Source organism: Stenotrophomonas sp. 86428_Sma (genome assembly GCF_056481585.1).
The window spans coordinates 3355068-3381915 of sequence record NZ_CM151156.1; the positions used below are offsets into that span (position 1 = coordinate 3355068).

Consider the following 26848-nt stretch of genomic DNA (forward strand, 5'->3'; position numbering starts at 1 on the left):
CATGACCCGCATCCTGCGCCTGATCGTGCTCCTGCTGCTGTCGGCTGCGCCGCCGGCCTTCGCGCAGCAGGCCCTGCATCTCGATGCGATCGACAACGGCCTGCTGATCCTCAGCTACCACGACATCCGCGACCAGGTCGCAGCCAAGGGGGATGCCGATACCTATGCGGTGAGCACGCAGAACTTCGCCGCCCATCTGGACTGGCTGGGGGCACACGGTTACCACCCGGTGTCGCTGTCGCAGGTGATCGACGCCTCCCAGGGACGCGCCACGCTGCCACCGAAACCGGTACTGCTGACCTTCGATGACGGCCTGCGCAGCGTCTACGACAAGGCCTTCCCGTTGCTGCAGGCTTACCGCTATCCGGCGCTGGTGGCGGTGATCACCGACTACGTGGACATGGCACCTGGCCGCACCATCGACTATGGCTACCGGCCGTTCGGCCGCGACGACTTCATCACCTGGGCACAGCTGAAGCAGATGCACGACAGCGGCCTGATCGAAGTGGCCAGCCATACCGACGACCTGCACCACGGGGTGCTCGCCAACCCACAGGGGAACTCCACCCCGGCTGTCGTGACCCGCGTTTACAACCCCGCCACGCGCAGCTATGAGAGCGAGGCGCAGTACGCGCAACGCCTGCGCGCCGATCTCTCGCGCAGCGTGCAGCGCATCGAGCAGCATCTGGGCGTGCGCCCGCGCGCCATCGTCTGGCCATACGCGGCCTACAACCAGTTGAGCAACGACATCGCCGAGCAGCTGGGCATGCCGGTGTCCTTCGATCTGGAGGGCCGCAGCACGCCGGTGGCCAGCGACCTGCATGGCCTGGCGCGCTTCCTGGTCAGCGACAACCCGACCGTGGAAGGGCTGGCCTACGAGCTGCGCCGCGACGTCGCGCTCGATGGCATCCGTGCCCTGCAGATCGACCTGGATGATGTCTACGACCCGGAGCCCGCACAGCAGGCGCGCAATCTGGATGCACTGATCGAGCGGGTCAAGCGCATCGCACCGACGCACGTCTACCTGCAGGCGTTCGCCGACCCGGACGGCAACAACACCGCCGATGCACTGTACTTCCCCAACCGCCACATGCCGATGCGCGCGGACCTGTTCAGTCGCGTCGCCTGGCAGCTGAAATCGCGTGCGGGGGTGAAGGTCTACGCGTGGCTGCCGGTACTCGGCTTCGAGCTGCCCGACCCGGTGCAGCGCAAGGCGCTGGCGATCCGCAACGGCGATGCCGATGGCATGTACCGGCTGGACTTCACCAATCCCCAGGCGCGCCAGGTCATGCTCGACCTCTACGAGGATCTGGCGGTCAACTCCTACTTCGAGGGCCTGCTGTTCCATGACGATGGCTATCTGCGCGATACCGAGCTGCCCACGCTGGCGCCCGGCGATGGGAGCAGCGCACGCACGCAGGCGTTGATCGACTTCACCCTGGCGCTGCGCAACAGCGCGCAGCGCTGGCGGCCGAAGCTGGCCACGGTGCGCAACCTGTACGCAGAGCCGGTGCTGCGCCCGCAGAGCGAAGCCTGGTTCGCGCAGCGCCTGGACCTGTTCAACAAGGCCTACGACCAGACCGCACTGATGGCGATGCCGTGGATGGAAGGCAGCAAGCATCCGGAGCGCTGGCTCGACCAGCTGCTGGCCGCGGTGCGTGCACATGACCCACAGTTGCAGCACACCCTGTTCGAACTGCAGACCGTCGATTGGCGCAGCGGGCAACCGATTCCCGCCGAGCGACTGCGCGCGCAGATCCGCCAGCTGCAGGCGCAGGGCGTGCACCACTTCGCCTGGTACCCGGACGACTTCATCGCCGACCAGCCCTCCACCCGCGATGCCCGCGCGGCAATGTCCGCCGGCAACTTCCCGTACCCGGAGAAGTGACATGGACATGCATCCGTTGCTGCAGGTCCTGTTCCAGTTCGCCTTCTACTACCCGATGGTGATGGCATTCTTCTGGATGTCGGGCGGCCTGTATTACTACTTCCGGCGCGAACGCCATTCGCGCCCACGCAACGACCCGCCGCTGATGGTCGATCCACCGTTCGCGAGCCTGCTGATTCCCTGCCACAACGAGTCGGCAAACCTCGACGACACACTCGGCGCGGCGCTGGCCCAGCGCTACCCGGCCGACTATGAGGTGATCGCCATCGACGACGGCAGCAGCGACGACACGGGTGCGCGGCTGGACGCCCTGGCGGCAAAGCACCCACGGCTGCGCGTGCTGCACCTGGACCGCAACCTCGGCAAGGCCAATGCGCTGCGCATGGGGGCGCTCGCCGCACGCTCGGAATACCTGGTGTGCATCGACGGCGACGCGATGCTGGAAGAACACGCGCTGCACTGGATGATCTGGCATCTGGTCAGCGGCAACCGGGTCGGTGCCGTCACCGGCAACCCGCGCATCCGCAACCGTTCCACCCTGCTCGGTCGCCTGCAGGTGGCCGAGTTTTCCTCGATCATCGGCATGATCAAGCGCGCGCAGCGCGTGTATGGACGCATCTTCACCATCTCCGGGGTGATCGCCGGCTTCCGACGCACCGCCCTGCACCAGGTCGGCTGGTGGTCCGATGACATGGTGACCGAAGACATCGACATCAGCTGGCGGCTGCAGCGCGCGCACTGGGACATCCGCTACGAACCCAACGCACTATGCTTCATCCTGATGCCGGAAACCCTGAAGGGACTGTGGCGGCAGCGACTGCGCTGGGCCCAGGGCGGCGTGGAGGTGATGCTGCGCCACGCCCGCTCGCTGCTGCACTGGAAGGAGCGGCGCATGTGGGGCGTACTGCTGGAGTACGTGCTCAGCGTGATCTGGGCCTACACCATGTTGTTCATCGTGGTGCTGTGGGCGCTGGGCAAGTTCATCGAACTGCCCCCGCAACTGCATATCGCCAGCCTGCTGCCGGAGTGGCATGGCGTGATCCTGGCCCTGGTCTGCCTGCTGCAGTTCGCCAGCAGCCTGATCATCGACCGTCGTTACGAAACACAGATTGGACGCAACTACTTCTGGGTCATCTGGTACCCGATGGCGTACTGGTTGATCAGCCTTTCCACCACCCTGGTGGCGTTGCCGAAAACCCTGCTGCGCCGTCGCAGCAAGCGCGCCACCTGGACCAGTCCCGATCGGGGGATCCGATGAACGCACAACGCCCGTCCAACCGCTTCGACTCGCGGATGATCCGCAAGCCGCATCGCCAACCACGCTTCCAACGCACCGCCTGGGGCTTCGTCACCCTCGCGTTCTGGGGGTTCTACTTCTACCTGTGGGCGCCACTGGTCACCCTGGTGTCGTGGCTGGTCGGCGGCCAGCTGGCCTGGCAGCAGCTGTACGAACGGCAAAGCCAGTTCGACCCCTATGTGCTGGTGGCGTTGCCGCTGATGCTGCTGTGCGCCAGCGTACTGCTGATCGGCTGGGCCGAGTACAACCGCGCGCGCTTCCGCGGCCACGACCGGCGCCTGCCGCGGCCGCTGGCCAGCCTCAACGAAGTGGCCGCCGACCTGGGGGCCAGCACCGGGCTGGCCGAGCGCCTGCTGGGCTGCAAGGCCGCCACGCTGCACATGGACGATCACGCGCGGCCGATCGGCATCCGCCGCGAGGTTGTGTAGCCCTGCTGCACGGTAGATGCCGACCTTGGTCGGCGTTCTCTCTGGTGGGTGCCGACCTTGGTCGGCACCGGGGTCTACCGCGAAGAGCATCCACGCATGGCGTGGATCTACGTGCGGGTCTGCCCTTCACCGCGCACGACAAATCGTTCGACGGTGAGTGCCTCCAGCCCCATCGGGCCATACGCGTGCAGGCGCGTGGTGGAAATGCCGATCTCGCTGCCCAGGCCCAGCTGGCCGCCGTCGGAGAAACGCGAGGACGCATTGACCATCACCACCGCCGAGCGCAGTGCGTTGACGAAGCGCTCGGCATGGCCGGCGTCTTCGGTGGCGATCACTTCGGTGTGGTCGGAGGTATAAGTGCGGATGTGCGCGATAGCCGCATCGAGGTCGTCGACCACGCGCACCGCCAGCACCAGATCGAGGAACTCGGCGGCATAGTCGTCTTCGGTGGCGGCGGTGCTGCCCGGCAGCAGCGGTTGCGCCAGTGCATCGGCGCGCAGCTGCACGCCGCGCTCGCCCAGCGCCTGCGCCACGCGCGGCAGGAACGTTTCGGCCACGTCGCGGTGCACCAGCAGCGTTTCCAGCGAGTTACAGGCTGCAGGGCGGCTGCACTTGCCATCCACCAGCAGATCAATGGCCTTGCCGAGGTCGGCACTGGCATCCACGAACAGGTGGCAGACGCCCTTGTAGTGCTTGATCACCGGCACCCGCGCATGCTCGGCAACGAAGCGGATCAGGCCCTCGCCGCCTCGCGGAATCGCCAGATCGATCAGCTCATGCAGCTGCAGCAGTTCCAGCATCGCTTCGCGGCGCAGGTCGGTCAGCACGGTCACCGCCGCCGGCGGTACGCCGTTGGCCTTCAATGCGCCGGACAACGCTTGGGCGATGGCGGTGTTGGAGTGGATCGCCTCGGAGCCTCCGCGCAGGATCACGCCATTGCCGGCCTTCAGGCACAGGGCGGCCGCTTCGGCGGTCACATTCGGGCGGGCTTCGTAGATCATCGCGATCACCCCCAGCGGAACGCGCACCTTCTGCACACGGATGCCGTTTGGACGCACATCGTCGCGGGTGACCTGGCCGACCGGATCGGGCAGCGCAGCGACCTCACGCACCGCTTCGGCCATCGCGAACAGGCGCGCCGGGTCCAACGCAAGGCGGTCGAGCATGGCACTGCCAACGCCCTTGTCGCGCGCGGCAGCAAGGTCACGCGCATTACCGGCCAGGATCAGCCCGGCATTCACTTCCAGTGCCTGCGCCATTGCCAGCAGCAGCGTGCGGCGCGCCGCACTGTCGAGGCCGGAAACGATCTGGGCCGCGTCACGGCAGGCACGCGCCTGCGCTTCGATTTCGCTCATCGGGGAGTCCTTCAAACCGGTCATGGCAGCACCAGATCGTCGCGATGGACGACACTGCCACCGTAGTTGTAGCCCAGCACGGCCTCGATGTCGCGCGAATGGCGACCGGCGATCCGGCGCACATCATCGGCGGCGTACTGGCTGACACCGCGGGCGATGCAGACACGGCCCTGTGGTGCATTCCAGCACACCTGCACCATATCGCCACGCCGGAACGCGCCCTCCGCACCGGTGATGCCACCGGGCAGCAGCGAGGCGCCCTTCTCGCGCATGGCCTGTGCCGCACCGGCATCGATCACGATCGCGCCTTCGGTCAGCGGTGCATGCCGCAGCCAGTGCTTGCGGGCCGCCTCGCGGCTGCGCGCGGCGTGGATGCGGGTGCCGAACAGGCGGTCCTGCGCCAGTGCACGCACCACGTCGCTGCTGCGGCCGTTGAAAAGGTAGGTCTCGATGCCGAGACGACCCGCCTTGGCCGCCGCCTCAAGCTTGGTCCGCATGCCGCCGGTACCGGCGCGCGAACCTGCGCCGCCGGCCATCGCCAGCACCTCGTCACTCAGTTCCGGCACGTCGTGCAGTGCCCGCGCATCGGCCACGGTGCGCGGATCCGCGCTGTACAGGCCGTCGATGTCGGTGGCAATGAACAGTGCATCGGCATCGACCAGCGCGGCCACGGTGGCGGCCAGGTTGTCGTTGTCGCCGAGCTTGAGTTCGTCCACCGACACGGTGTCGTTCTCGTTGACCACCGGCAACGCGCCCAGCCGCAGCAACTCATTGAGCGTGGCGCGTGCGTTGAGGTAGCGGCGGCGGTTGCGCAGGTCGTCGTGGGTCAGCAGCACCTGCGCCACGGGGCGCTCGAAGAAGCGCTGCCAGAGCCCGATCAGCTGCGCCTGGCCGAGCGCAGCCAGCGCCTGCCGCGCTGCCATCGCTGCGCCCGGCTCATCGGCCCGCGGCAGGATCGCGCGCCCAGCAGCGACCGCGCCGGAAGACACGATCACCACCTCGCGCCCGGCCAGGACGTTGGCGGAAACAAACTGGGCCAGGCCCAGCGCGTGGCGTGGCGACAGGCCGCCGCCATCGGCCGCCAGCAGGCTGCTGCCGACCTTCAGCACTGCACGCCGCCACGGCGGCAGCGCCTGTTGCGGGAACGGCGAGGCGACGTGGGCAGCGTGCTGGATCATCGGTCAGGCTCTCAGCGGGTGTTCCATTCGTGCACGGTCAGCGCGGAGGCCTGCATCGTCACCAGCGGATCGGTGGCGACGATGGCCTGCGCCTGCGCCAGGCTGTCCACGTTGCACAGCACATAGGCGCCACCGCTGCCATCGGCAAAACCGCCGGTCAGCTGCAGCTTGCCCTGTGCCTGCAACGCATCGAGAAAGTCACGGTGCGGCTGCACGGCGGCGGCGTTGAAATCGGGCCGGCGCATGGCCAGCACCAGGTAGACGGTGCCGGCCATCAGGACAGCGCCTGCCAGCGCGCGTGCAGTTCGTCCAGGCGCAGGTCGGCGGCCGAACCCGGCGATACGCGTGCGGCCAGGCTGCCTTCCGGGGTACGCCCCTGCCCTGCGCTGTCGGCACCGGCGGCAGCAGCCTTGTAGGCCTCGCGGAACGGCACGCCGGCCACGGCCGCTTCCACCGCCACATCGGTGGCGTACATGCCCGAGTCGATTGCCGCGCGAACCTTGTCGTCGCGCCATTCCAGGTTGGCCAGCAGCGCCGGCAGCAGTTCCAGCGCCGACAGGCCGCGACCGAAGCCGTGGAAGATGGCGCCCTTGGACGACTGCAGGTCGCGGTGATAGCCCGACGGCAGCGACAGCAGCTGCTCGATCTCGGTACGCGCGGCGGCGACGCTGGCGTGGGTCGCGCGCATCAGCTCGATCACGTCCGGATTGCGCTTGTTGGGCATGATCGAACTGCCGGTGGTGTACTGCGCCGGCAGCGCGACGAAGCCGAACTCGGCGCTGGTGAACAGCGACAGGTCCCAGGCAATGCGGCGCAGGTCCAGCGTGGCGCCGCCCAGCGCTTCCAGCGCGGCCAGTTCGAACTTGCCGCGCGACAGCTGCGCGTAGATCGGCGAGATCTGCATGCGGGCGAAACCGAGCGCGGCCGTGGTGTGCTCACGGTCCAGCGGCAGGTTCACACCGTAGCCGGCAGCCGTGCCAAGCGGATTGGCGTCGACCAGCGCATGGGTGTCGCGCGCGCGGATGGCGTTGTCGATGAAGGCCTCGGCCCAGCCGGCCCACCACATGCCGGCCGAGGACACCACGGCACGCTGGATGTGGGTGTAGCCGGGGATCGGCAGATCCTTCTCGGCCTGCGCACGGTCCAGCGCGACCTTGGCAACCTCGGCGCTGAGCTGGGCCACACGCAGCAGCTTCTCCTTCAGCCAGAGGCGGGTGGCAACCAGGATCTGGTCATTGCGGCTGCGGCCGGTGTGGATCTTGCGGCCGGCATCGCCAAGGCGTTCGGTCAGGCGCGCTTCGATCGCCGAGTGACCATCTTCGTACTGCGTGTCCAGCACGAAGCGGCCTTCACGGAAGTCCTGCGCCAGCACGTCGAGCTCGCGCAGCAGGCCCGCCAGCTCATCGGCGCTGAGGATGCCGATGTGCTGCAGGCCCTGTGCATGCGCGGCGCTGGCGGCGATGTCGTGCAGGAAGAATTCGCGATCGAGGATCACGTCATCGCCGGCGAGGAAGGTCTGGATCTGGGCGTCGACGGCGACGCCGGGCTTCTGCCAAAGAAGGTCTGCCATGGGGGCTCCGGAATACGCGTTCAGTGCGGGATCGACGTCAGTTCGTCGATGCCCAGCGCGAGGTTGAGGTTCTGCATGGCCTGGGTGGCCGCGCCCTTCAGCAGGTTGTCCAGGGTCGCCACCACCACCACCCGCTTGCCGCCCGGGGCCAGGGTGAAGCCACCGACCTGCGCACCGTGGCGGCCGGCGATGCGGCTGACCCACGGCGCTTCATCCACTACCTCGATCAGCGGTTCGCCCGCATAGGCCTGCTGGAAGCGCTCGACGATCTGTTCGCGGGTCTGCACGCGGTTCAGCCACAGGTTGGCGGTGAGCGTGATGCCGCGGAAATGCGGCGCGACATGCGGCATGAATTCAACCGCCACGCCCAGCTGGACCGACACTTCACGCTCGTGCACGTGGTTGGTCAGCGCATACGGCATCAGGTTGTCGGCGAGCAGTTCGACGTTGTTCTTGTCCGACGGCGTGGTGCCGGCGCCGGAATAGCCGGACACACCGAAGCACTGCGGCGGGCCGGCCAGCAGGTCCAGCAGCGGATGCACCGCCAGCTGCATCGCCGTGGCATAGCAGCCCGGGTTGCTGATGTGCTTCTGGCCGTTGTAGCGGCCTCGGGTCAGCTCCGGCAGGCCGTAGTACCAGCTGTTGTCGAAGCGGTAGTCGGCCGACAGGTCGACAATGACGGTGTCCGGCTTCGCCGCTTCCAGTGCGGCCACGAACGGTGCGGCCAAGCCGTTGGGCAGGGCCAGGATCACCGCGTCCACGCCCTTGGCGGCCACCGCGTCGGCGTCCAGGTTCTCGTACTGCAGCTCGCCCTGGAACTCCGGATGGTGGTCGGACAGGTGCTGCCCGGCGCGTTCGCGCGAGGACACGAAGGCCAGCTTCAGCCGCGGATGTGCGGCCACCAGCGTGATCAGCTCGGCACCGGTATGGCCACGGGCGCCGACGATGCCCAGGGTGAAAGTCGAATCGTTCATGCGTGGCTGTCCAGGCGGTACTGCAGGTGGCGCTTCACGCCCTGCCATTCCGTATCGATGATGGAGAAGATGACGGTGTCGCGCGGCGTGCCGTCGGCGTGCCGCTTGTGGTTGCGCAGCACGCCGTCCTGCTTGGCGCCGAGGCGGGCGATGGCGGTGCGCGAGGTGAAGTTGAACCAGCTGGTTTCCAGCACCAGGCTGATGCAGCCCATGGTTTCGAAGGCGTGCTGCAGCAGCAACAGCTTGGTTTCGGTGTTGACGCCAGTACGCTGCACGCGCGGTGCATACCAGGTGTAACCCAGGCTGAGCTTGGGCACGCCGGCATCCAGGTCGTAGAAGCGGGTGGTACCCACGATGTCACCCGCCGCATCGAGGATCACGAACGGCAGCACCTTGCCTTCTGCCTGTGCCTGCAGCGCGGCCTGCACATAGTGCTCGACCCGCTCCGGCGAAGGCACCTGGGTGTACCAGAGCTGGTCCAGGCCGCTGCCCTCCACGGCGGCGCGCAGGCCAGGCACATGCTCGGGCTGCAGCGGCTGCAGTGTCACGTGCTGGCCGCGCAGGGTGGGAATCGTAGTCCAGTGATCGGAATGGTCCATCATTCAGCCCTGCAGGCTCGGTGCGCGCTGGGCGCAGTGGTCGACATAGGTGCTGATCCGGTCGATGCCATCGGCGCCGTACCAGAACACCTTCCAATGGCCCTGCTTGTAGCAGCCATCGGATTCAGCATAGTAGAAGTGATTGATCGGGTTGCCATTGCGCGAACGCCAGAACAGCTGCGGCGTTTCATCCCGCATCACGTTCCACACCGCGCGGCCGAGGCCTTCACCCTGTGCATCATCGAGCACGGCGAACTTGTCCAGGTACACGCCCTCGGCTTCGTCGGTGAGGATCACCGCGGTGCGGTAGTTCTCGCTGACATAGGCGCGCAGCAGCTTGGTCTTCTGGAAATAGTCAGGCACCAGCGTGCGGCCGAAGCTGGATTCGATCAGGCCCTTCAGCCGTGGCAGGTCCAGCTCGTTCCACGCGGTGGCGCGCAGCACCTTCTCGCCCTTGCGCACCAGCGTGCCCGAGCCCTTGTGGGTGAACAGTTCCTTGGCCAGGTCAGCCGGGCGCGTGATGGACACCGACGATTCCAGCGGCAGGCGGTCGAGCAGATCCTTGATCTGTTCGATCTTCACCTTCATGCCACCGTGGATCCACGGCTGCGCGATCAGGTGGTCGTACTCGGTGGACAGGTTGATCGAATCGATCACGCTGCCCTGCTCGTCCAGCAGGCCGCCGGTGCCGGTCAGGAAAATGATCTTGTACGGCTGCAGCTCCTGCACCAGCTCGTTGGCGGCGAAGTCGGCGTTGACGTTGAGGATCTGGCCACCCGCGGTTTCGCCCAGGCTGGTGATGACCGGGATCGAGCCGGCGCGCAGGCTGGCCTCGATCGGCGCCAGGTTGACCTTCTTCACCTCGCCGACCAGGCCGTAGGTGTCCACGTCCAGGTACTCCGCCTCGAACACGCCACCGGTGATCGAGGTGGCACGCGCGCCGTTCTGCTGCAGTGCTTCGACCAGGCGCAGGTTGGACTGCTGGAACACCCGGCGCACGATCGCCAGTGCCTCCGGCGAGGTCACGCGCAGACCGTTGACGGTCTGCTTTTCGATGCCGGCGGCCGACAGTTCGGCATCCAGCTGCGGGCCGGCGCCGTGCAGCACGATCGGGGTCAGGCCGACTTCCTGCAGGAACGACAGAGAAGAGGTCAGCGCGTCGAGATCGTCGCGCAGCACCGCGCCGCCGACCTTGACCACGGCAAAGCGCTTGGCGTCCAGCTGCGAGAAGCGCTTGAGGTACTGGCTGATCTCCTTCGCGCTGGCCATGCTGGAAAGCAGGCGCACGATGGTCTGGCGGGTCTGGCGGTGGGGCTGGAGGGCAGGAGACATTTCGGTTTCGTCACAGGCGGCGGTCGCCGCGTTGCAGTTCCACCCGGCCAGGGCCGGGCGGCGTTGTGGGGTCGATCAGGCGCCGGCGGCGATGATGCGGTGCACGGCGTCGGTGTAGCGCTGCAGCTGCTCCAGCGTCACGAACTCATCGGCGGTGTGGGCCTGGGCGATGTCGCCCGGGCCGAACACCAGCGTGGTGTATCCAGCAGCGGAGAACAGCGAGGCCTCTGTCCAGAAGTCCACCGCGTTGCCGATCGGCAGTTCCAGCGCATCGGCCACGTCGCGTGCCAGCAGACGGCGGTTCTCTGCCTCGGCGATATCACCGGCCGGCAGGCTGGGGCCACGGAAGGTTTCGGTGAACAGTGCCGCTTCCGGCTCGGCAAAACCGGCGAAGGTCGCCAGCAGGCCATCGATGTCCATCGACGGCAGCGGACGGAACCCGAACCGCACTTCGGCGGCCGGCGCGATCATGTTGGCCTTGATGCCACCTTCGACGCGACCGATGTTGAAGCGCAGGCCGGTCAGCCCGCCGAAGCGCGCCGAGGCCAGCGATTCCACATGGTCCAATGCGCGGTTGCCCCAGCGCATGGCCTGGTGCAGCGCGCTGGCGGCCGCATCCTGCTTGCCCGACGCGTGCCCGGCGCGGCCGGCGAACTGCATAAGCACCGAACTGATGCCACGGTGCGCCAGCACCGCTTCGCTCATGGTCGGCTCCGCCACCAGCACCGCTTCATACGGCAGGCCACGGGCCAGGAACGCGGCGATGCAGCGCGGATCGTTGGCTTCTTCGTCGCTGGAGAACAGGAACGCGGCATCGCCATCACTGGCGTTGGCCGCGGCCACCAGTGCAGCGGCGGCGCCCTTGATGTCACACACGCCCAGGCCGACCACACGGTCGTCCAGACGCCGCATCACGTGCGGGTCGGCACTCCAGTGCGGCGAATCCGGCACGGTATCCAGATGCACGTTGAACAGGTACTTCGGCGTGCCACGCACGGCGTACAGGCTGACCGCACCGGCGCCATGGTCGATCACCTCGACGTTGAAGCCGGGCAGGTTCACGCGCAGGTAATCGAAGATGCCACCGGTGGTGATCGCACGCGGCGGGTTGCGGGTGTCGAAGGACACCAGGGCCTGCAGGTGATCGAGCGTCTGTTCAAGCATGTGTCTGAATATCCGTAGGGTTCGAAATCGGTAGTGCCGGCCGCTGGCCGGCTCCGCAATGATCCAGCCGTGCCACGAGCCGGCCAGCGGCCGGCACTACCCTCCATTGACGTTGCGAGGCGCCGGCCAGCGGCCGGCACCCCCGTCACAGGTCAACCGCGATTGACCTGCGCATAGACAGTGGAGCTCATTCCGAACAGCTTGATGAAGCCCTCGGCCTCCTCCACGCCCCAGTCGGCCGACTGCGCGTAGGTGGCGCCCTTGGTGTTGAGCAGGTGCGGCGACTTCACCGCCACTGCATCGACGCGGCCGCCGCGGGTTTCCAGCACCACTTCGCCATTGACCTTGGCCTGCGAGGACTTCAGGAAGGCCTCGATGTCGGTCTTCAGCGGGTCGTGGTAGAAGCCTTCGTAGACCAGCTCCACCCACTTGCGCGCCACGTCCGGCTTGAAGCGGTTCTGCTGCTTGGTCAGCACGGCGTCTTCCAGCGCGCGATGCGCGGCCAGCAGCGAAACCAGGCCCGGGGCCTCGAACACGATGCGACCCTTCAGACCGATCACGGTGTCACCGGTGTAGACGCCGCGGCCAACACCGTAGGGGGCGAACAGCTTGTTGAGCTGGGCCAGGATCTGGTCGCCCGGCAGCGCCTTGCCGTTCAGTTCGACGGCTTCGCCCTCAACGAACTTCAGGGTCACGGTCAGCGCCTGTTCCGGCCACTCGCTGCGCGGTGCGCACCAGCCGCGGGCGCCCTCGCCCGGGGCTTCCCAGCGGTCGATCTCGCCGCCGGACATGGTCAGGCCCAGCAGGTTCTCGTTGATGGTGTAGGCCTGCTGCTTGGCACGCACGCCGAAGCCGCGCTCTTCCAGGTACTTCTGCTCGTAGGCGCGGGTCTGGGTGTGTTCCTTCTGGATCTCGCGGATCGGCGCGATGATCTGGTAGTCACCCAGGGCCTTCACCGCCAGGTCGAAGCGGACCTGATCGTTGCCCATGCCGGTGCAGCCGTGGGCGATGATGTTGGTACCCAGTTCGGCGGCACGCTTCAGCGCGGCATCGACGATCAGGTAGCGATCCGAGACCAGCAGCGGGTACTGTCCCTGATAGCCTTCGCCTGCCCACACGAACGGCTTGACGAAGCCTTCCCAGATGGCCGGGCCACCATTGACGGTAACGTGGCTGGCCACGCCGAGTTCGGCGGCGCGCTTCTCGATGAAATCGCGCTCTTCATCATCCACGCCGCCGGTGTCGGCGAACACGGTGTGCACGTTGTAGCCGCGCTCCTGCAGGTACGGCACGCAGAAGCTGGTATCCAGGCCGCCGGAGAAGGCGAGAACGACGTCTTTGTTGCTCATGGGGATCAGGTCCACTTGGGGGATGGGAATTCGGTAGAGCCGACCGCTGGTCGGCTGAAATGTTGGATGCGCCGCTGCGGGAGCAGCCGACCAACGGTCGGCTCTACCCCTTGTTTGATTCAGCGCCCGGCAACAGCCGCCATGATCGCCTTCTGCACATGCAGGCGGTTCTCGGCTTCGTTGATGGCGATGCACTGCGGCGAATCCATCACCGCATCGGTGGCCTTCACGTTGCGGCGCAGCGGCAGGCAGTGGCTGAACACACCGTTGTTGGTCAGCGCCATCTTCCGCTCGTCCACGATGAAGTGCTTGAACTGGTCGCGGATCGGCTTTTCCGGTTCCCAGTTGCCGAAGAACGGCAGCGCGCCCCAGCTCTTGGCGTAGACCACGTCGGCACCGGCGTAGGCGCTGTCGATGTCATGGCTGATCTTCAGCGAGCCGCCGCTCTCGGCCACGTTCTGCTCGGCCCAGCCCATGTAGCGGTCGTCGAGGATGTAGTCGGCGGTCGGGCACAGCAGGGTCACGTCCATGCCCATGCGGGTGGCGATGGTCAGCGCCGAATTGGCGACTGCGGTGTTCAGCGGCTTGGGGTGGTAGGTCCAGGTCAGCACGTACTTCTTGCCGCGCAGGTCCTGGGTGCCGAAGTGCTCCTGCAGGGCCATGATGTGGGCCAGCTCCTGGCACGGGTGGGTGATGGTCTCCATGTTGATGACCGGCACCGGCGAGTACTTGGCGAAGCTGTTGAGGACGATGTCCTGGCGGTCGTAGGCCCAGTCGATGAACTTGGGGAATGCGCGCACAGCGATGATGTCGCAGTAACGGCCCAGCACCTTGGCCACTTCAGCGATGTGCTCTTCGGTATCGCCGTCCATCACCGTGCCGAGGTTGAACTCGATCGGCCACGCATCCTTGCCCGGCTGCAGCACCACCGCGTGGGCACCCAGCTGGAACGCACCCAGTTCGAAGCTGGTGCGGGTGCGCATGGACGGATTGAAGAACACCAGCGCGATCGACTTGCCCTTGAGCTGGTCGCCGAGCTTGTTGCGCTTGAACAGCGCGGCCTGGGTCAGCAGCGCGTCGAGCTCGCTGCGGCTCCAGTCCTGGGTGTTCAGGAAGTGCTTGGGGGACATCATCTTTCCTTGCGTGGCGGCGCCGGGTTCGACGCGGTGGAAGGGAAAACAGGAAGCAAAGGTGGAACGAAAAGGTTGCAGTTGCAGCTTTCATGACGCGGAAACGAAAAAACCCAGCCGGCGGGCTGGGTTTTTTTCGGACGAACAGCAAAAAGCTCCGGTTACCCAGCGAGGATGTGGGGTTCCGGTCGACGCGCACGCGAGGTCATGCCCGACGCCTGTCGGGCTGCGCTGCTGTCGTGCTGGAAGTCGGTGAGCTTCATGGTCAACCATCTTTGCATGCGGCCGGGGCCGACGCAAGGGGCCGGGGCCGCAGAATCAGGGATTGCCGGCCGCGCCCTGCTCGGGGCCGACCCAGGGGGTGATCGACACCCGGATCTTGAGCCGGTTGCCGGGATCTTCCGGCAGCCGCGAGCGGTACTTGGTGCCCTTGTAGACGTAGTCCACGTCGTAGGCGATGGGCCGGCGGAATTCACGTCCCACCGGCACGATGCGACAGTCGCGGGTCAGCATCGGACCATTGTTGGCCGGTGCCGGCGCCGGAGCCGGTGACTCGGCGGCGGTGTCCTCGGAGACCTCTTCATCGCTGCGCTTGAACATCGAGCGTACCGAGTCCCAGAAGCGGCTGATCCGGCCCTTGTCCTCGACCGGCTCCTCACCAGTGACATTGACCGGCGCCAGGGTCCGGGTCGAGACCGGCTCGCAGTGTTCTTCGGTACGGGTCGCGCGCAGGGTCTGGAACACGGGTTCGACGTTCAGTACCTGCGCGTAGTCGAACTTCACGTTCTCCACGATCACCACCCGGTTGCGGGGCTCGGCCTCCTGCGCCTGGGCCACGGCGGCCAGCGCCGACAGGCAGGCCAGGGTCAGCAACGCGGTGGATTTCATTGGCGACGGGAGCAAGGACACGGCAATAGTGTAGGCAGTGGCGAGCGCAAGGGGCTGAACATTACCCGTCCACGCTGCTCCTGCCCACCCCACCCTGGTTGGACCCGGCGTCCACCGGTGGCAGGCGGTGCCCCCAAAGGGGGCCGACACGTTCTAAAATCACAGGCTTGTCCCCCAGCCACAGCCCCATGACCCTGCGCCTGCACAACAACCTGACTCGCCAGCTCGAACCGTTCACCCCGCTCGACCCGGCCTGTCCGACCCTGTATGTGTGCGGCCCGACGGTCTACAACTACGTGCACATCGGCAACGCCCGTGGCCCGGTAGTGTTCGGGGTGCTGGCCGATCTGCTGCGACGCCGTTTCGGTGGCCTGCGCTACGCGCGCAACATCACCGACGTGGACGACAAGATCAACAACGCCGCGCGTGAGCAGGGCGTGCCGATCAGCACCATCACCGACAGGTTCGCCGCCGCCTACCGTGAAGACATGGCCGCGCTGGGCGTGGTGCCGCCGGACATCGAGCCGGAAGTGACCGCGCACATCCCGCAGATCATCACCATGATCGAGCAGCTGATCGCCAATGGTCATGCCTACGCCGCCGAAGGCCACGTGCTGTTCGCGGTGGCCAGCTTCGAAGGCTACGGCAAGCTCTCGCGCCGCGACCCGGAAGAGATGCTGGCCGGCGCCCGCGTCGACGTGGCCCCGTACAAGCGCGACCCAGGCGATTTCGTGCTGTGGAAGCCGTCCAGCGATGACCTCCCTGGCTGGGAGTCTCCCTGGGGCCGTGGCCGCCCGGGCTGGCATATCGAATGCTCGGCGATGGCCGCCGCCCACCTGGGCGAGACCATCGATATCCATGCCGGCGGCGTCGACCTGCAGTTCCCGCACCACGAAAACGAGCTTGCGCAGAGCGAATGCGCCCACGGCGGCAAGATCTTCGCCCGCTTCTGGCTGCACAACGGCATGCTCAACTTCGGCGGCGCCAAGATGAGCAAGTCGCTGGGCAACATCGAACGCGTGCACGATCTGGTCCGCCAGCACCCGCCGGAAGCGCTGCGCCTGGCCCTGCTGTCGGCCCACTACCGGCAGCCGCTGGACTGGTCCGATGGCCTCATCGAGCAGTCGGTGCGCACCCTGGACCGCCTGTACGGCACGCTACGCGAGCTGGCGTCGGTCGAGGCGGTCGTGGCGATCCCGGCCACGGTCGAGGCGACTCTTGATGACGACCTGAACACCCCGCAGGCACTGGCCGAAGTGGCCCGCATCGCCGCAGATGCACGCCGGGCCACCGACCCTGCCGAACAGGTGCGCCTGAAGGGCGAACTGCTCGGTGCCGGCCTGGCCCTGGGCCTGCTGCAGGCCGATCCAGCGCAGTGGTTCGGCACCGCGGCCAGCGATGATGGCGAAGATGCCCGCATCCAGGGCCTGATCGACGAGCGTGCCGCCGCCAAGCAGGCACGCGACTTCGCCCGTTCCGACGCCATCCGCGACCAGCTGGCCGCCGAAGGCATCGTGCTGGAAGACACCCCGCAGGGCGTGCGCTGGTCGCGCAAGCGCGGCTGACCCACCCTGCCCCGTGGCCGGTCCGCCGGCCACGCTCCACTGTAGAGACTGTTGTGACCGACTCCCCGTTCCCGCTTGAACCCACCGCCGCCGAGGCCCAGACCGCCATCGCCGAGGAATTCGGCTTCTTCGGCGACTGGTCCGAGCGCTACCAGTACCTGATCGACCTCGGCCGCAAGCTGCCCGCCTTCCCGGACGAATGGAAGACCGAAGAGCACCGCCTGCTCGGCTGCCAGTCGATGGTCTGGATCGTGCCGGAAGGCAATGCGCAGTCGCTGCGCTTCCACGCCATCAGTGATTCGGCCATCGTTTCCGGCCTGATCTTCCTGGCCCTGCGCGTGTACTCCGGGCGCTCGGCGCAGGAGATCCTGGCCACCGAACCGAGCTACATCCAGGACATCGGCCTGGCCCGCCACCTCTCGCCCACCCGCAGCAACGGCGTGGCGGCGATGCTGGCCTTCATCCGCGAGACCGCGCAGGCCCAGCTGCAGCGCGACCCGTCGTGAGCGAACCCGCCACGGCCGAAGACACCGCGCTGGGGCTGCTGTCCCGGCCCGGTTTCGCCAAGCTGCTGGCCTACCGCATCTTCGCGATGCTGTCCTACTAGGTGGTCGCGGTCACCGTCGGCTGGCACATCTACGAAGTCACCCGCAATCCGTTCTCGCTGGGCCTGGTTGGCCTGGCCGAGGTGCTGCCGTTCTTCTGCGTCGCACCGTTCGCCGGTTATCTGGTCGACCACCTGCCGCGCCGCCGGCTCGGCATGGTCGCCTGCTCCGGGTTGATCGCCACCGCGCTGGTGTTGACCGGCGTGGCCAAGGGCTGGCTGCCGTTCGAAGGCGTGTGGCCGATCTATGCGGCCATTGCGCTGACCGGCATGGTCCGCGCCTTCCTGTCGCCGATCTACAACGCCCTGTTCGCCCGCGTGCTGGCCCGTGACCAGTTCGCGCGTGGCGCTGGCCTCGGCGCCGTGGTGTTCCAGGCCGGCATGGTGGCCGGTCCGGCATTGGGTGGCGTGCTGGTCGGCTTCGGCGGCAAGGGCCTGTCCTACGCGGTGGCCACGGGCTTCGCGCTGGTGGCGATGGCCTGCCTGGCCACGCTGAAGGTGGAAGAACCGGTGCATACCGGTCCGGCCGCCCCGATCTTCAAGAGCATCGCTGAAGGCGCGCGCTTCGTGGTCGGCAACCGAATCATGGTCGGGGCGATGGCGCTGGACATGTTCTCGGTGCTGCTGGGCGGCGTGGTGGCGATGCTGCCGGCGTTCCTGCACGAGATCCTGCACCACGGTCCGGAAGGCCTGGGCATCCTGCGCGCAATGCCGGCGCTGGGCTCGGTCTGCGTTGGCCTGTGGCTGGCGCGCCACCCGCTGCACCGCAATGCCGGCCGCGTGCTGCTGTTCGCGGTGGCCGGCTTCGGCCTGTGCGTGATCAGCTTCGGGCTGTCGCAGCACTTCTGGCTGTCCGCGCTGATCCTGCTGTTCTATGGGGCCTTCGACGGCGTGTCGGTGGTGATCCGCTCGACCATCCTGCAGCTGGCTACACCGGAAGAAATGCGCGGCCGGGTGTCGTCGATCAACGGCATCTTCATCAGTTCGTCCAACGAACTGGGCGCGTTCTATGCCGGCACGATGGCAAAGCTGCTCGGCCTGGTGCCGGCAGTGGTGCTGGGCGGGTTTGCGGTGCTGAGCGTGGCCGGGATCACCGCGTGGAAGAACCCGACGTTGCGGAAACTGAATCTTCGCGACCTGCAATAGAGCGGATTTCCGCGCGCCCACGCGCCGGTAGCGCCGGGCCATGCCCGGCGGGCTCTTTCCGTGACCGCGGTGGGGTGTCACTTTTCTTTTCGCGCGAAAAGAAAAGTAACCAAAAGAAACGCGCCGCCATCCGCGAGCCGGCGCTGCGCGCCGGTGCCCTGTGCTCCTCGGTGAATCAGGGGACGGCGCCGAACTCGCTGCGCTCAAACAGCGGCGCCTCTTCGCCCCTGATTCCCCTGCGGTGCTCGGCTCGCTACAAGGCGGACCCAACAGCCGCGAGCGCACGCATGACCGCCCTTGGTAGAGCCAAGCCATGCTTGGCTGCTTTTGCTTTTGCTTTTGCTTTTGCTTTTGCTTTTGCTTTTGCTTTTGCTTTTGCTCTTCCTTGCCCTCCGCCTTCGACCCGAGCCGGGCATGGGCTAGGCTTTACAGCAACCGCGCACACAGGCTCCCTCCTATACCCGGAAGGCGCCGTTCTACACAGCCAACCACACCCAACAAAAAACCCGGCCGAGGCCGGGTTTTTCGCATGACCATACAACGATCGGGAATCAGTCGCCCTGCTGCTTCTGCAGGTGCTCCCAGCGCTCCTGGGCGTCGATGGTGCGTTCGGCGGTCAGGCGCGCTTCCAGGCGCTCCAGGCCGATTTCTTCGCCGGTGTCGACGCAGTAACCGTAGTCGCCGGCTTCCAGGCGCTTCAGGGTGCTGTCGATCTTGCCGATCAGCTTGCGGTAGCGATCACGGGTACGCAGTTCCAGCGAGTTCTCGGTCTCGCGGGTCGCGCGCTCGGCTTCGTCGCCGATGTCACGCACTTCCTCGCGCAGGTTCTCGATGGTCTGCTTGGACTCTTCCACCAGGTCCGCGCGCCAGTTCTGCAGGCGCTGACGGAAATACTCCTGCTGCAGCGGGCTCATGTATTCCTCTTCCGAGGACGGCTTGTAGCCAGCCGGCAGGATCGGGCGGCCGGTGGCCTCGTCGGTCTTGTACTCGACCACCTTGTACTTGCTGCGCGGGGCCGGTGCCGCCGAGCGGGCGGCGACGGCCACGGCAACCTTGCCGACAGGGCGCGACACGGTCTTCGGAGCGGAATCGGATTTCACGGCGGTTTTGGCAGGCGATTTCGAAACGGGCACGGGATTCTTGGATTGCGGGGCCTTCGAAGCAGCAGGAGCGGCGGCCGGGGCCGGCTTGGGGGCCGGTTGGGCTGCTGCCACTGCCACGGTCTTGGCCGGGACAGGCTTGGCCGGAGCCGGCTTGGGGGCAGGCTTCGGTGCGGACTTCACTACGGGGGCCGGGGTCGGCTTTGCGGCCGGCGCGGCAACATTCTTGGTGACTTTCTTTACAGCGGCAGGCGTGGCCACCGGTTTAGCCGCAGCAACCTTCTTCGCTGCAGGTTTGGCGACCGGCTTGGCCGCAGCCTTCTTCACCACCGCCTTCGGCGCCGGCTTGGCTGCTGCCTTCTTCGCCACCGGCTTGGCGGCGGCCTTCTTCACCGGCGCGGCCTTGCTGGCGGCTTTCTTCACCACCGGCGCCTTCTTGCTGGCAGCGGCAGGCTTGGCCTTGGCGGGCGCAGCAGCCTTCTTCGCCACCGGCTTGGTTGCCTTGACCGGCGTTTTCTTTGCGGTGGCCTTCCTGGCCGCCGGTTGCGAGGACGCTGCCTTGGTCGCCGGCTTGCTGGCCGGTTTCCTGGCAACGGGCTTTGCCGCCAACTTCTTCACAACAGGCTTGGCGGTTTTCTTGGCGGCCGTTGCGGCCTTCTTTGCAGTTTTTTTAGCAGCCACGAAACGCTCTTCCTTGGATTCCCCGGGGCCCGGGAAAGCGGGCCTTTATAGCCTACCCGACCCGCAGCAGCAACCTCGACCCCCTGCTCCATTCAGTCCTGGAGTCAAGGCGCCCTTGGAGGCAGTCCGACAAACACGGACCGCCTTGCGCGGTACGGAACCTGGCCAGCACCCGAAGGTACTGGTACCGGTCGCAGGCCATCGGCGACATGCGACCAACGGCCCATCCTGCACAAATGCGGCCTTCATGCCAACTGGCATAAGATGACTGGGTGATCTCGCGCCTGCTCATTGCCCTGCTGCGCTTCTACAAGCGCTTCATCAGCCCCCTGCTGGGGCCACGCTGCCGTTTCGTGCCGAGCTGTTCTGAATACGCGATGGACGCCATCTCGCGGCACGGCCCGCTGCGCGGAAGCTGGCTGGCTGCGCGCCGGCTGGGCCGCTGCCACCCGTTCCATCCCGGCGGCTTCGACCCCGTGCCCGAGTCCCCCAACGCCCCCTCTTGCCGTTGCACAGGAAAACACTGACATGTCCTCCACCCTCATCACCAACGCCCGCATGGTCAACGAAGGCCGCACCTTCGACGGCGACCTGCGCATCGAGAACGGCCGCATCGCGCAGATCGGCAACGGGCTGGCGCCGCGCGACGGCGAGCAGGTGGTGGACGCAGCCGGACGCTGGTTGCTTCCGGGCATGATCGACGACCAGGTGCACTTCCGCGAACCGGGCCTGACCCACAAGGGCGACATCGCCAGCGAATCGGCGGCGGCCGTGGCCGGTGGCCTGACCAGCTTCATGGACATGCCCAACACCAACCCGCCGACGCTGGATTCGACCATCCTCGAAGCGAAGTACGAACTGGCGCGCGGTCGCGCCTGGGCCAACTATGGCTTCTACCACGGCGCCAGCAATGACAACCTGGACGCCATCCGTGCGCTGGACCCGAAGAAGGCCCCGGGCGTGAAGGTGTTCATGGGCGCCTCCACCGGCAACATGCTGGTGGACAATCCGGAAACGCTGGACGCGATCTTCCGCGAATGCCCGACGCCGATCATCACGCACTGCGAAGACACGCCGATGATCGACGCCAACCTGAAGGCCTTCCAGGAGAAATACGGCGATGCGCTGACCCCGGACATGCATCCGGACATCCGCTCGCGCGAGGCCTGCATCAAGTCGACCCGCCTGGCGATGTCGCTGGCGCGCAAGCACGGCACCCGCCTGCATGTGCTGCACATCTCCACCGCCGATGAGCTGGCGCTGTTCGAGAAGGGTCCGCTGATCCGCGCCGACGGCAGCCGCAAGCAGATCACCGCCGAAACCTGCGTGCACTTCCTGCACTTCGCGCGTCCGGACTATGCGACCAAGGGCAACCTGATCAAGTGCAACCCGGCGATCAAGGAAGTGTCCGACCGCGAGGCGATCACCGCCGCGCTGGCCGATGACGTGCTGGACGTCCTGGCCACCGACCACGCGCCGCACACCTGGGAAGAGAAGCAGAAGCCCTACGCACAGGCGCCGTCGGGCCTGCCGCTGGTGCAGTACGCGCTGGTGGCCGCGCTGGAACGCGTGCACGAAGGCAAGCTGACCCGCGAGCAGGTGGTGCAGAAGTTCGCGCATGCGCCGGCACAGCTGTTCGACGTGGAAGAACGTGGCTTCCTGCGCGAGGGTTACTTCGCCGACCTGGTGCTGGTCGAGGACGTGCCGTTCACGGTCAAGCGCGAGGACGTGCTGTCCAAGTGCGGCTGGTCGCCGTTTGAAGGCACGACCTTCCGCTCGCGCGTGGCCTCCACCTGGGTCAATGGCCAACTGGTGTGGGACGGCAGCAAACTGGTGGGCGAGCCGGCCGGCCAGCGCATGACCTACGACCGCTGATGCGCTCCGCACTTCTGATCGGGGCGCTGCTGCTGGCCGCGCCCCTGTTCACCGCACCGTCGGCGCAGGCACAGGACGGCATCGGCAGCCTGATCGACAGCCGCGTGGTGTTCCCGGCCAGCGCATCGCAGGGCGCACTGGTGATCGGCAAGGTACCCGCCGGCAGCCGCGTGCAGTACGCCGGCCGCCAACTGCGGGTGAGCGGCTATGGCAGCGTGGTGTTCGGCATCGGCCGCGACGAGAAGGGTCCGCTGCGCGTGCAGGTGCAGCGCCCTGATGGTGGCAGCGAGACCGCGACCATTGCGGTGACCCCGCGCGACTGGCCCACCGAGCGGGTCAACGGCGTGCCGCCGAAGACGGTCAACCCGCCGCCGGCGATTGCCGAGCGGATCAAGCGCGAACAAGCACAGGTGACCGCCGCCCGCGCCCGCGATGACGATCGCACCGACTTCACCCAGACCTTCATCTGGCCGGTGCAGGGCCGCATCAGCGGCCGCTTCGGCAACGCACGCGTGTACAACGGACAGCCCGGCGCAGGTCATTCCGGCATGGACATCGCGGTACCGACCGGCACGCCGGTGAAAGCGCCGGCGGCCGGCATCGTCACCTTCGCCGGCCCCGACCTGTACCTGACCGGCGGCACGCTGCTGCTCGACCACGGTTTCGGTGTCAGCTCCAACTTCCTGCACCTGTCGCGCATCGACGTAAAAGTTGGCGACCGTGTGGAACAGGGCCAGGTGATCGCTGCGGTCGGCGCCACCGGTCGTGCCACCGGCCCGCACCTGCACTGGGGCATGAACTGGTTCGATACCCGTATCGATCCGCTGCTGGTGCTGGAACGCAAATAACGGTCGTGCCGGCCGCTGGCCGGCAACCCCATGATCTTCGCGGCGAATCTGGATGCCGGCCGGCGGCCGGCGCTACCGTGATGTTTCGACGCATGGAAACAAGGAACGTTGCATGCCCGCTGCGGGTGATATCCACGTCGTCCACAACGCACGCCTGGGCGCCTACGTGGCCTACCAGCTCACCCACCAGAATACGGAGGACGGCAGCTTCGCCGTCCTTGCACTGGACTGGGTGGGCAGTGCCCTGCCGGATGCCGCCGCCGTTGCAGCCATGCAACCTGCCCGCTTCAGCCCGTTCCGTGCGGCGCCCGCGATCCTGCACCGCTGGGTAGGCAAGCGCGTCCCGCGCGATTTCCAGCAGGTGGGCTGGCGCGAGCCGCTGATCGCCGATCATCCGAAGGCTTACGGCAGCTGGCCGGATGGCGCCGAATGGGTCGGGCAACGCAAGTGGGATGCGCTGGATACCGATGCCGTGCGCGCCTTCCACGCCGCGATGTCCGCGCCGCAAGACCAGAGCGTGGTACTGGAAAGCGATGCCTTTCCGGTGCGTCGCTGTACCCGCCAACTGGACAGCGCGACCCTGAACCGTGCGCCGTCACTGGCTGTATTCGATGCCCTGCCGCTGCTCACGCAGCTGGAGATCAGCACACCGGTGCTGGGCCTGCTGCCGTGGCTGCGTACACGGCCGTTGATCCATACCTTGCAGATCAGTGGCCTGCAGCAGACCGACGTCGATGTGCGAGAAACCCGGCTCCTGCAGATGACCATCGATGTCACCGGCCTGCGCTCGCTCCACCTCAACCCGCAGCTGGATCGCCTGACGCTGATCGGCAGCATCGATCCCGCGCTGATCATCCACGCCGAGGACGAGGGCCGCTGGCTGACCCTCATCAGTACCGATCCGCTGCTGCCAGGCCTGGGCCTGACGCAGCTCGGTGAACTGCAGCTGCGGGAAGTACGTGAACTCGACGCCGCACGCATTGCCCAGCAGTTCCCGCAACTGCAATCGCTCGCGATCAACGGCGCCCCCTGCCTGCTGCATCAGCTGCAGTGCCTCGGCGATCTGCAGCAGCTGTACACCCTCAGCGGCAGCGATCTCTTTCCGCCTGCTGGTTCGGTGTTTCCGGCACCGGAATGCTGGCCGCGCTTGTGCCGGCTGTGGCTGCACAGCTTACCGGCCGATCTTGGCACCGCCATCAGGAAGGCCTACAAGGGCGAGGTGGCAAAAGGCCTGGATCTGGATGTGGGCCAGCTGCGCAAGCCCGAATGGCTGGCCGCAAATCTCGACAACCCCTTCCGCGACTGGGAGGGAAGCACGCACATCAGCACTGCGCAGGCGAAGAAGGCAACCACGCTGTATCGCAAAGCCTGTACGGATGCATTGAAGCTGGCCACCGATGACCGCGCTGCTGCAGAACTGACCGCAGCGCTGGCGCAGATCGGCCGCAACTACACCGAAGGCTTCAACGCACTGGACCGCCGCAGCGGCTTCATCGAAACCGAAGAGCGCGAGCAGATCTACATGGCGTGGATGGGCATCGTCGATGCCGTGGAAGCGGCGCGCGCACCGGGCACTACGCCGCTGCAGCGCGACGTACTGCGCGAAGCAATGAACGAGGTCAGGACGTTCTGAGGCGCCCTGGAAGGGTAGCGCCGGCCGCTGGCCGGCAACCCCATGAATCCTGCATCGCCCTGGCTGTCGGCCAGCGGCCGGCACTACCACGGCAATCGATCAGCCGCGCGCAGCCCACCACACACGCAGCAGGGTGCGTACCGGCGTGGCTTCGATCGGCTTGCCTGCCGCCTGCGCGGCAAGGCGTGCACGCGCCAGGCTGGACCACACGCGGCGCGGGCGCGGGCCGGGCACGCGGCTGCCCCAGCCCTTCAACAGATGCTGCGCCCAGCGCTGTGCGGCCGTGCTGGCATCACCGTCCAGCAGGCTGCGCGGCACACCGGCTACGCCGGCATCCTGCAGGCGCTGGGCCAGGGTCTGCAGCTGCACCGCACGACCGGCGCCAGTGCGCGGCTTGTCCGCGAACAGGGCTGCCTCCACCGCGGCCACGGCTTCAGCGTAATGGGCCAGCGCACGCTCGGCACCGGCTGCATCCAGCGCGACGGTACGCGCTTCAACCAGATCGGGCAGCGCTTCGGCCAGTTGCGCCCACGGCGCACGCACCGGCTCCAGCAGGCGGCCCAGCGGGTGGCGCGAACGATGCGCGGCCCAGCTGCGCAGCTCCTCGCCCCACCACGCCAGCTTGGCGTCGGCCGGCAACGGGTCGCCGCTGGTGTTGAGCATGTCGTCGAATTCCTGCAGCAGCGCGAACCACGCCACCGCAAGCTCGCGTTGCGATTCGGCCACGAACGGGGCGGCCACCGACCACTCCGGCCAACGGCTGCGCCACTTGTCGAGGAAACTGTCCAGCGCGGTACTGCTCACTACGTGATTCCTTACGGCTGGGCCGGGGCTGCCGGCCGGGTCGGCCAGAGACTGGCCAGTTGCAGAAGTTCGGCGTTCTCGACCAGCACGTCGGCCTGCCAGGCCAGCGGATCGTCGCTGTGCAGGCGGTAGCCCCACAGCGCCGCCACCGACGGCATGGCGGCGGCACGTGCCGCGATGATGTCGCGCTCGTCGTCGCCCACGTACACGCAGTCTTCGGCGGCGACGCCGATGGCCTGCGCGGCGTGCAGCAGCGGCAGCGGATGCGGCTTGCGTTCGGCCAGGCTGTCACCACCGACCAGTACCGCACAGCGCTGCTGCCAGCCGTGCTGCGGCAGGATCAAGCGCGCCAGGTATTCAGGCTTGTTGGTGACAATGCCCCACACCGTACCGGCATCGTCCAACGCGGCGAGCATGCCGGCCACGCCATCGAACAGCACCGCGTGCTGGCCGATCAATGCTTCGTAGCGATGCAGGAATTCCGGGATCAGCGCGTCACGTGCGGCTACGTCCAGTTCCGGGAACGCAGCCGAGACCATCGCCCGCGAGCCCTTCGACACCACCGGGCGCAGCGCGGCCGGATCGATGGGTGCGCGTCCACGCTCGGCCAGCATCGCGTCGCAGGTGGCGACGAAGTCCGGCGCGCTGTCCAGCAGGGTGCCGTCCAGATCGAACAGCACCGCGCGCGGGAAGCGGGCCGCGGTCATGCCGGCTTGACCGCGTAGGCCAGGTAGTTGATGTCGGTACGGCTGCTCAGGCGGGCCTGGTTGCGCCACGGCTCGTAGGCCATGCCGCTGACATCCACCAGCTGCATGTCGGCCTCGCGCAGCCAGCGCGCCAGCTCGGCCGGCTTGATGAATTCCTGGTAGTGGTGCGTGCCCTTGGGCAGCAGCCGCGCCACGTACTCGGCGCCGACGATCGCCACCGCGAAGGCGGCGGCGGTGCGGTTGATGGTCGACAGGAACAGGTGGCCGCCCGGCTTCAGCAGGCGCTTGCAGGCCTCGATGATCGCGCCCGGGTCGGGCACGTGCTCGAGCATTTCCATGCAGGTGACCACATCGAAGCTGCCCGGCTGCTCGGCGGCCAGATCTTCGGCAGCCTGCACCCGGTAATCGACCTTGGCGCCGCTTTCCAGCGCATGCAGGCGCGCGACCTTGACCAGTTCCGGGGCCAGGTCGATGGCGGTGACGTCAGCACCGGCCTGGGCCAGCGCTTCACTCAACAGGCCGCCACCACAACCGATGTCGAGCACGCGCGCACCGCGCAGCGGCACGCGATCGGCCACGTACTGCAGGCGCACCGGGTTCAGCGCATGCAGCGGCTTCTGCGGGCCGTCAGCGTCCCACCAGCGGTTGGCCAGCGCGGCGAACTTGTCCAGCTCGGCCTGATCGAAATTGGAGGAAGCGTGGGGGGCAGTCATGAGGGGTCCTTGCGGCGCCG

The 26848-nt window shown here is 67.1% G+C and carries 24 protein-coding genes and 1 pseudogene; 10 read left to right on the forward strand and 15 right to left on the reverse strand.

The window, feature by feature from the left end; all coding sequences use genetic code 11:
• The first annotated feature begins 1 nt into the window (after position 1).
• From pgaB to pgaD, 3 genes are read left to right on the forward strand one after another with little or no spacing between them, the layout of a single operon-like run.
• Entirely contained in the window at positions 2-1888 is a 1887-nt protein-coding gene (pgaB, locus tag ACZK3J_RS15465; RefSeq protein WP_478476051.1) for a poly-beta-1,6-N-acetyl-D-glucosamine N-deacetylase PgaB, read from the forward strand.
• Between the two features lies 1 nt (position 1889).
• Entirely contained in the window at positions 1890-3146 is a 1257-nt protein-coding gene (gene pgaC, locus ACZK3J_RS15470; protein WP_010486660.1) for a poly-beta-1,6-N-acetyl-D-glucosamine synthase, read from the forward strand.
• On the forward strand, positions 3143-3613 hold the full coding sequence (gene pgaD / locus ACZK3J_RS15475) for a poly-beta-1,6-N-acetyl-D-glucosamine biosynthesis protein PgaD (RefSeq protein WP_032129407.1): 471 nt from the start codon (positions 3143-3145) through the stop codon (positions 3611-3613). Before pgaC ends, pgaD begins: the two co-directional genes overlap by 4 nt.
• Positions 3614-3720: 107 nt before the next feature.
• Here pgaD and ACZK3J_RS15480 read toward each other — a convergent pair whose 3' ends face one another.
• From ACZK3J_RS15480 to ACZK3J_RS15530, 11 genes are all read right to left on the reverse strand, one after another.
• A complete protein-coding gene (locus ACZK3J_RS15480; protein WP_277779341.1) occupies positions 3721-4992 on the reverse strand; it encodes a glutamate-5-semialdehyde dehydrogenase in 1272 nt (423 codons plus the stop codon).
• Positions 4989-6146 (reverse strand): glutamate 5-kinase, encoded by a 1158-nt coding sequence (proB, locus tag ACZK3J_RS15485; RefSeq protein WP_149909172.1) that lies wholly within the window; start codon positions 6144-6146, stop codon positions 4989-4991. Before proB ends, ACZK3J_RS15480 begins: the two co-directional genes overlap by 4 nt.
• Before the next feature lie 11 nt (positions 6147-6157).
• A complete protein-coding gene (locus ACZK3J_RS15490; RefSeq protein WP_032129404.1) occupies positions 6158-6421 on the reverse strand; it encodes a YciI family protein in 264 nt (87 codons plus the stop codon).
• Complete coding sequence (argH, locus tag ACZK3J_RS15495; protein ID WP_317218028.1) at positions 6421-7716, reverse strand: argininosuccinate lyase; 1296 nt, start codon at positions 7714-7716, stop codon at positions 6421-6423. The genes ACZK3J_RS15490 and argH overlap by 1 nt, the downstream gene beginning before the upstream one ends.
• 20 nt (positions 7717-7736) lie before the next feature.
• Complete coding sequence (gene argC / locus ACZK3J_RS15500; RefSeq protein ID WP_478476052.1) at positions 7737-8690, reverse strand: N-acetyl-gamma-glutamyl-phosphate reductase; 954 nt, start codon at positions 8688-8690, stop codon at positions 7737-7739.
• Positions 8687-9289, reverse strand: a complete 603-nt coding sequence (locus ACZK3J_RS15505; protein ID WP_049401159.1) for a GNAT family N-acetyltransferase — start codon at positions 9287-9289, stop codon at positions 8687-8689. The genes argC and ACZK3J_RS15505 overlap by 4 nt, the downstream gene beginning before the upstream one ends.
• A 3-nt stretch (positions 9290-9292) precedes the next feature.
• The gene (locus tag ACZK3J_RS15510) at positions 9293-10621 is read right to left on the reverse strand and encodes an acetylglutamate kinase (RefSeq protein WP_134951255.1); all 1329 of its coding nucleotides are present in this window, start codon (positions 10619-10621) and stop codon (positions 9293-9295) included.
• Positions 10622-10696: 75 nt separating this feature from the next.
• Entirely contained in the window at positions 10697-11785 is a 1089-nt protein-coding gene (locus ACZK3J_RS15515) for an acetylornithine deacetylase (protein ID WP_414578397.1), read from the reverse strand.
• Positions 11786-11937: 152 nt separating this feature from the next.
• Positions 11938-13134 carry an argininosuccinate synthase gene (locus ACZK3J_RS15520; RefSeq protein ID WP_005414009.1) on the reverse strand — a complete coding sequence of 399 codons (1197 nt, stop codon included), beginning with the start codon at positions 13132-13134 and terminating at the stop codon, positions 11938-11940.
• A gap of 119 nt (positions 13135-13253) precedes the next feature.
• Positions 13254-14264, reverse strand: a complete 1011-nt coding sequence (locus ACZK3J_RS15525) for an N-acetylornithine carbamoyltransferase (protein WP_032129398.1) — start codon at positions 14262-14264, stop codon at positions 13254-13256.
• Positions 14265-14582: 318 nt separating this feature from the next.
• Positions 14583-15152 (reverse strand): glycine zipper 2TM domain-containing protein, encoded by a 570-nt coding sequence (locus tag ACZK3J_RS15530; RefSeq protein ID WP_032129397.1) that lies wholly within the window; start codon positions 15150-15152, stop codon positions 14583-14585.
• 188 nt (positions 15153-15340) lie between these two features.
• Here ACZK3J_RS15530 and cysS point away from each other — a divergent pair, with 188 nt between their 5' ends.
• The 3 genes and pseudogenes from cysS to ACZK3J_RS15545 all read left to right on the forward strand — a co-directional run bounded on the left by cysS (position 15341) and on the right by ACZK3J_RS15545 (position 18467).
• Positions 15341-16717, forward strand: a complete 1377-nt coding sequence (cysS, locus tag ACZK3J_RS15535) for a cysteine--tRNA ligase (protein ID WP_369352643.1) — start codon at positions 15341-15343, stop codon at positions 16715-16717.
• Positions 16718-16770: 53 nt separating this feature from the next.
• Positions 16771-17223, forward strand: coding sequence for a SufE family protein (locus tag ACZK3J_RS15540; RefSeq protein WP_049423936.1), 453 nt, complete (start codon positions 16771-16773; stop codon positions 17221-17223).
• A pseudogene (locus ACZK3J_RS15545) lies at positions 17220-18467 on the forward strand (MFS transporter). Before ACZK3J_RS15540 ends, ACZK3J_RS15545 begins: the two are co-directional and overlap by 4 nt.
• A 551-nt stretch (positions 18468-19018) precedes the next feature.
• On the opposite strand, the gene dksA reads toward ACZK3J_RS15545, so the two are convergent.
• On the reverse strand, positions 19019-20248 hold the full coding sequence (gene dksA / locus ACZK3J_RS15550) for an RNA polymerase-binding protein DksA (protein WP_071229711.1): 1230 nt from the start codon (positions 20246-20248) through the stop codon (positions 19019-19021).
• A gap of 272 nt (positions 20249-20520) precedes the next feature.
• On the opposite strand from dksA, the gene yidD reads away from it, so the two are divergent.
• The 4 genes from yidD (at position 20521) to ACZK3J_RS15570 (ending at position 24604) form a co-directional block, all read left to right on the forward strand.
• Positions 20521-20775, forward strand: coding sequence for a membrane protein insertion efficiency factor YidD (gene yidD / locus ACZK3J_RS15555; protein ID WP_014037867.1), 255 nt, complete (start codon positions 20521-20523; stop codon positions 20773-20775).
• Position 20776: 1 nt separating this feature from the next.
• Positions 20777-22123: a dihydroorotase gene (locus ACZK3J_RS15560; RefSeq protein WP_010486624.1), complete on the forward strand. Its 1347-nt coding sequence runs from the start codon at positions 20777-20779 to the stop codon at positions 22121-22123.
• Entirely contained in the window at positions 22123-22971 is an 849-nt protein-coding gene (locus tag ACZK3J_RS15565) for a M23 family metallopeptidase (RefSeq protein WP_049401255.1), read from the forward strand. Before ACZK3J_RS15560 ends, ACZK3J_RS15565 begins: the two co-directional genes overlap by 1 nt.
• A 112-nt stretch (positions 22972-23083) precedes the next feature.
• Positions 23084-24604, forward strand: coding sequence for a hypothetical protein (locus ACZK3J_RS15570; RefSeq protein WP_478476053.1), 1521 nt, complete (start codon positions 23084-23086; stop codon positions 24602-24604).
• A gap of 99 nt (positions 24605-24703) precedes the next feature.
• Here ACZK3J_RS15570 and ACZK3J_RS15575 read toward each other — a convergent pair whose 3' ends face one another.
• The 3 genes from ACZK3J_RS15575 to ubiG are packed head-to-tail and all read right to left on the reverse strand — an operon-like array spanning position 24704 to position 26828.
• Positions 24704-25408: a squalene/phytoene synthase family protein gene (locus tag ACZK3J_RS15575; RefSeq protein ID WP_049423927.1), complete on the reverse strand. Its 705-nt coding sequence runs from the start codon at positions 25406-25408 to the stop codon at positions 24704-24706.
• An 11-nt stretch (positions 25409-25419) separates the two neighbouring features.
• On the reverse strand, positions 25420-26115 hold the full coding sequence (locus tag ACZK3J_RS15580; RefSeq protein ID WP_478476054.1) for a phosphoglycolate phosphatase: 696 nt from the start codon (positions 26113-26115) through the stop codon (positions 25420-25422).
• Entirely contained in the window at positions 26112-26828 is a 717-nt protein-coding gene (gene ubiG, locus ACZK3J_RS15585; RefSeq protein ID WP_049401248.1) for a bifunctional 2-polyprenyl-6-hydroxyphenol methylase/3-demethylubiquinol 3-O-methyltransferase UbiG, read from the reverse strand. Before ubiG ends, ACZK3J_RS15580 begins: the two co-directional genes overlap by 4 nt.
• Between the last annotated feature and the right edge of the window lie 20 nt (positions 26829-26848).

Excerpts from the sequence above, each read along its gene's own strand:
- pgaB (WP_478476051.1), top strand. The coding sequence starts at position 2 with ATGACCCGCATCCTGCGCCTGATCGTGCTCCTGCTGCTGTCGGCTGCG.
- pgaC (WP_010486660.1), top strand. The coding sequence starts at position 1,890 with ATGGACATGCATCCGTTGCTGCAGGTCCTGTTCCAGTTCGCCTTCTAC.
- pgaD (WP_032129407.1), top strand. The coding sequence starts at position 3,143 with ATGAACGCACAACGCCCGTCCAACCGCTTCGACTCGCGGATGATCCGC.
- ACZK3J_RS15480 (WP_277779341.1), bottom strand. The coding sequence starts at position 4,992 with ATGACCGGTTTGAAGGACTCCCCGATGAGCGAAATCGAAGCGCAGGCG.
- proB (WP_149909172.1), bottom strand. The coding sequence starts at position 6,146 with ATGATCCAGCACGCTGCCCACGTCGCCTCGCCGTTCCCGCAACAGGCG.
- ACZK3J_RS15490 (WP_032129404.1), bottom strand. The coding sequence starts at position 6,421 with ATGGCCGGCACCGTCTACCTGGTGCTGGCCATGCGCCGGCCCGATTTC.
- argH (WP_317218028.1), bottom strand. The coding sequence starts at position 7,716 with ATGGCAGACCTTCTTTGGCAGAAGCCCGGCGTCGCCGTCGACGCCCAG.
- argC (WP_478476052.1), bottom strand. The coding sequence starts at position 8,690 with ATGAACGATTCGACTTTCACCCTGGGCATCGTCGGCGCCCGTGGCCAT.
- ACZK3J_RS15505 (WP_049401159.1), bottom strand. The coding sequence starts at position 9,289 with ATGGACCATTCCGATCACTGGACTACGATTCCCACCCTGCGCGGCCAG.
- ACZK3J_RS15510 (WP_134951255.1), bottom strand. The coding sequence starts at position 10,621 with ATGTCTCCTGCCCTCCAGCCCCACCGCCAGACCCGCCAGACCATCGTG.
- ACZK3J_RS15515 (WP_414578397.1), bottom strand. The coding sequence starts at position 11,785 with ATGCTTGAACAGACGCTCGATCACCTGCAGGCCCTGGTGTCCTTCGAC.
- ACZK3J_RS15520 (WP_005414009.1), bottom strand. The coding sequence starts at position 13,134 with ATGAGCAACAAAGACGTCGTTCTCGCCTTCTCCGGCGGCCTGGATACC.
- ACZK3J_RS15525 (WP_032129398.1), bottom strand. The coding sequence starts at position 14,264 with ATGTCCCCCAAGCACTTCCTGAACACCCAGGACTGGAGCCGCAGCGAG.
- ACZK3J_RS15530 (WP_032129397.1), bottom strand. The coding sequence starts at position 15,152 with ATGAAATCCACCGCGTTGCTGACCCTGGCCTGCCTGTCGGCGCTGGCC.
- cysS (WP_369352643.1), top strand. The coding sequence starts at position 15,341 with ATGACCCTGCGCCTGCACAACAACCTGACTCGCCAGCTCGAACCGTTC.
- ACZK3J_RS15560 (WP_010486624.1), top strand. The coding sequence starts at position 20,777 with ATGTCCTCCACCCTCATCACCAACGCCCGCATGGTCAACGAAGGCCGC.
- ACZK3J_RS15565 (WP_049401255.1), top strand. The coding sequence starts at position 22,123 with ATGCGCTCCGCACTTCTGATCGGGGCGCTGCTGCTGGCCGCGCCCCTG.
- ACZK3J_RS15570 (WP_478476053.1), top strand. The coding sequence starts at position 23,084 with ATGCCCGCTGCGGGTGATATCCACGTCGTCCACAACGCACGCCTGGGC.
- ACZK3J_RS15580 (WP_478476054.1), bottom strand. The coding sequence starts at position 26,115 with ATGACCGCGGCCCGCTTCCCGCGCGCGGTGCTGTTCGATCTGGACGGC.
- ubiG (WP_049401248.1), bottom strand. The coding sequence starts at position 26,828 with ATGACTGCCCCCCACGCTTCCTCCAATTTCGATCAGGCCGAGCTGGAC.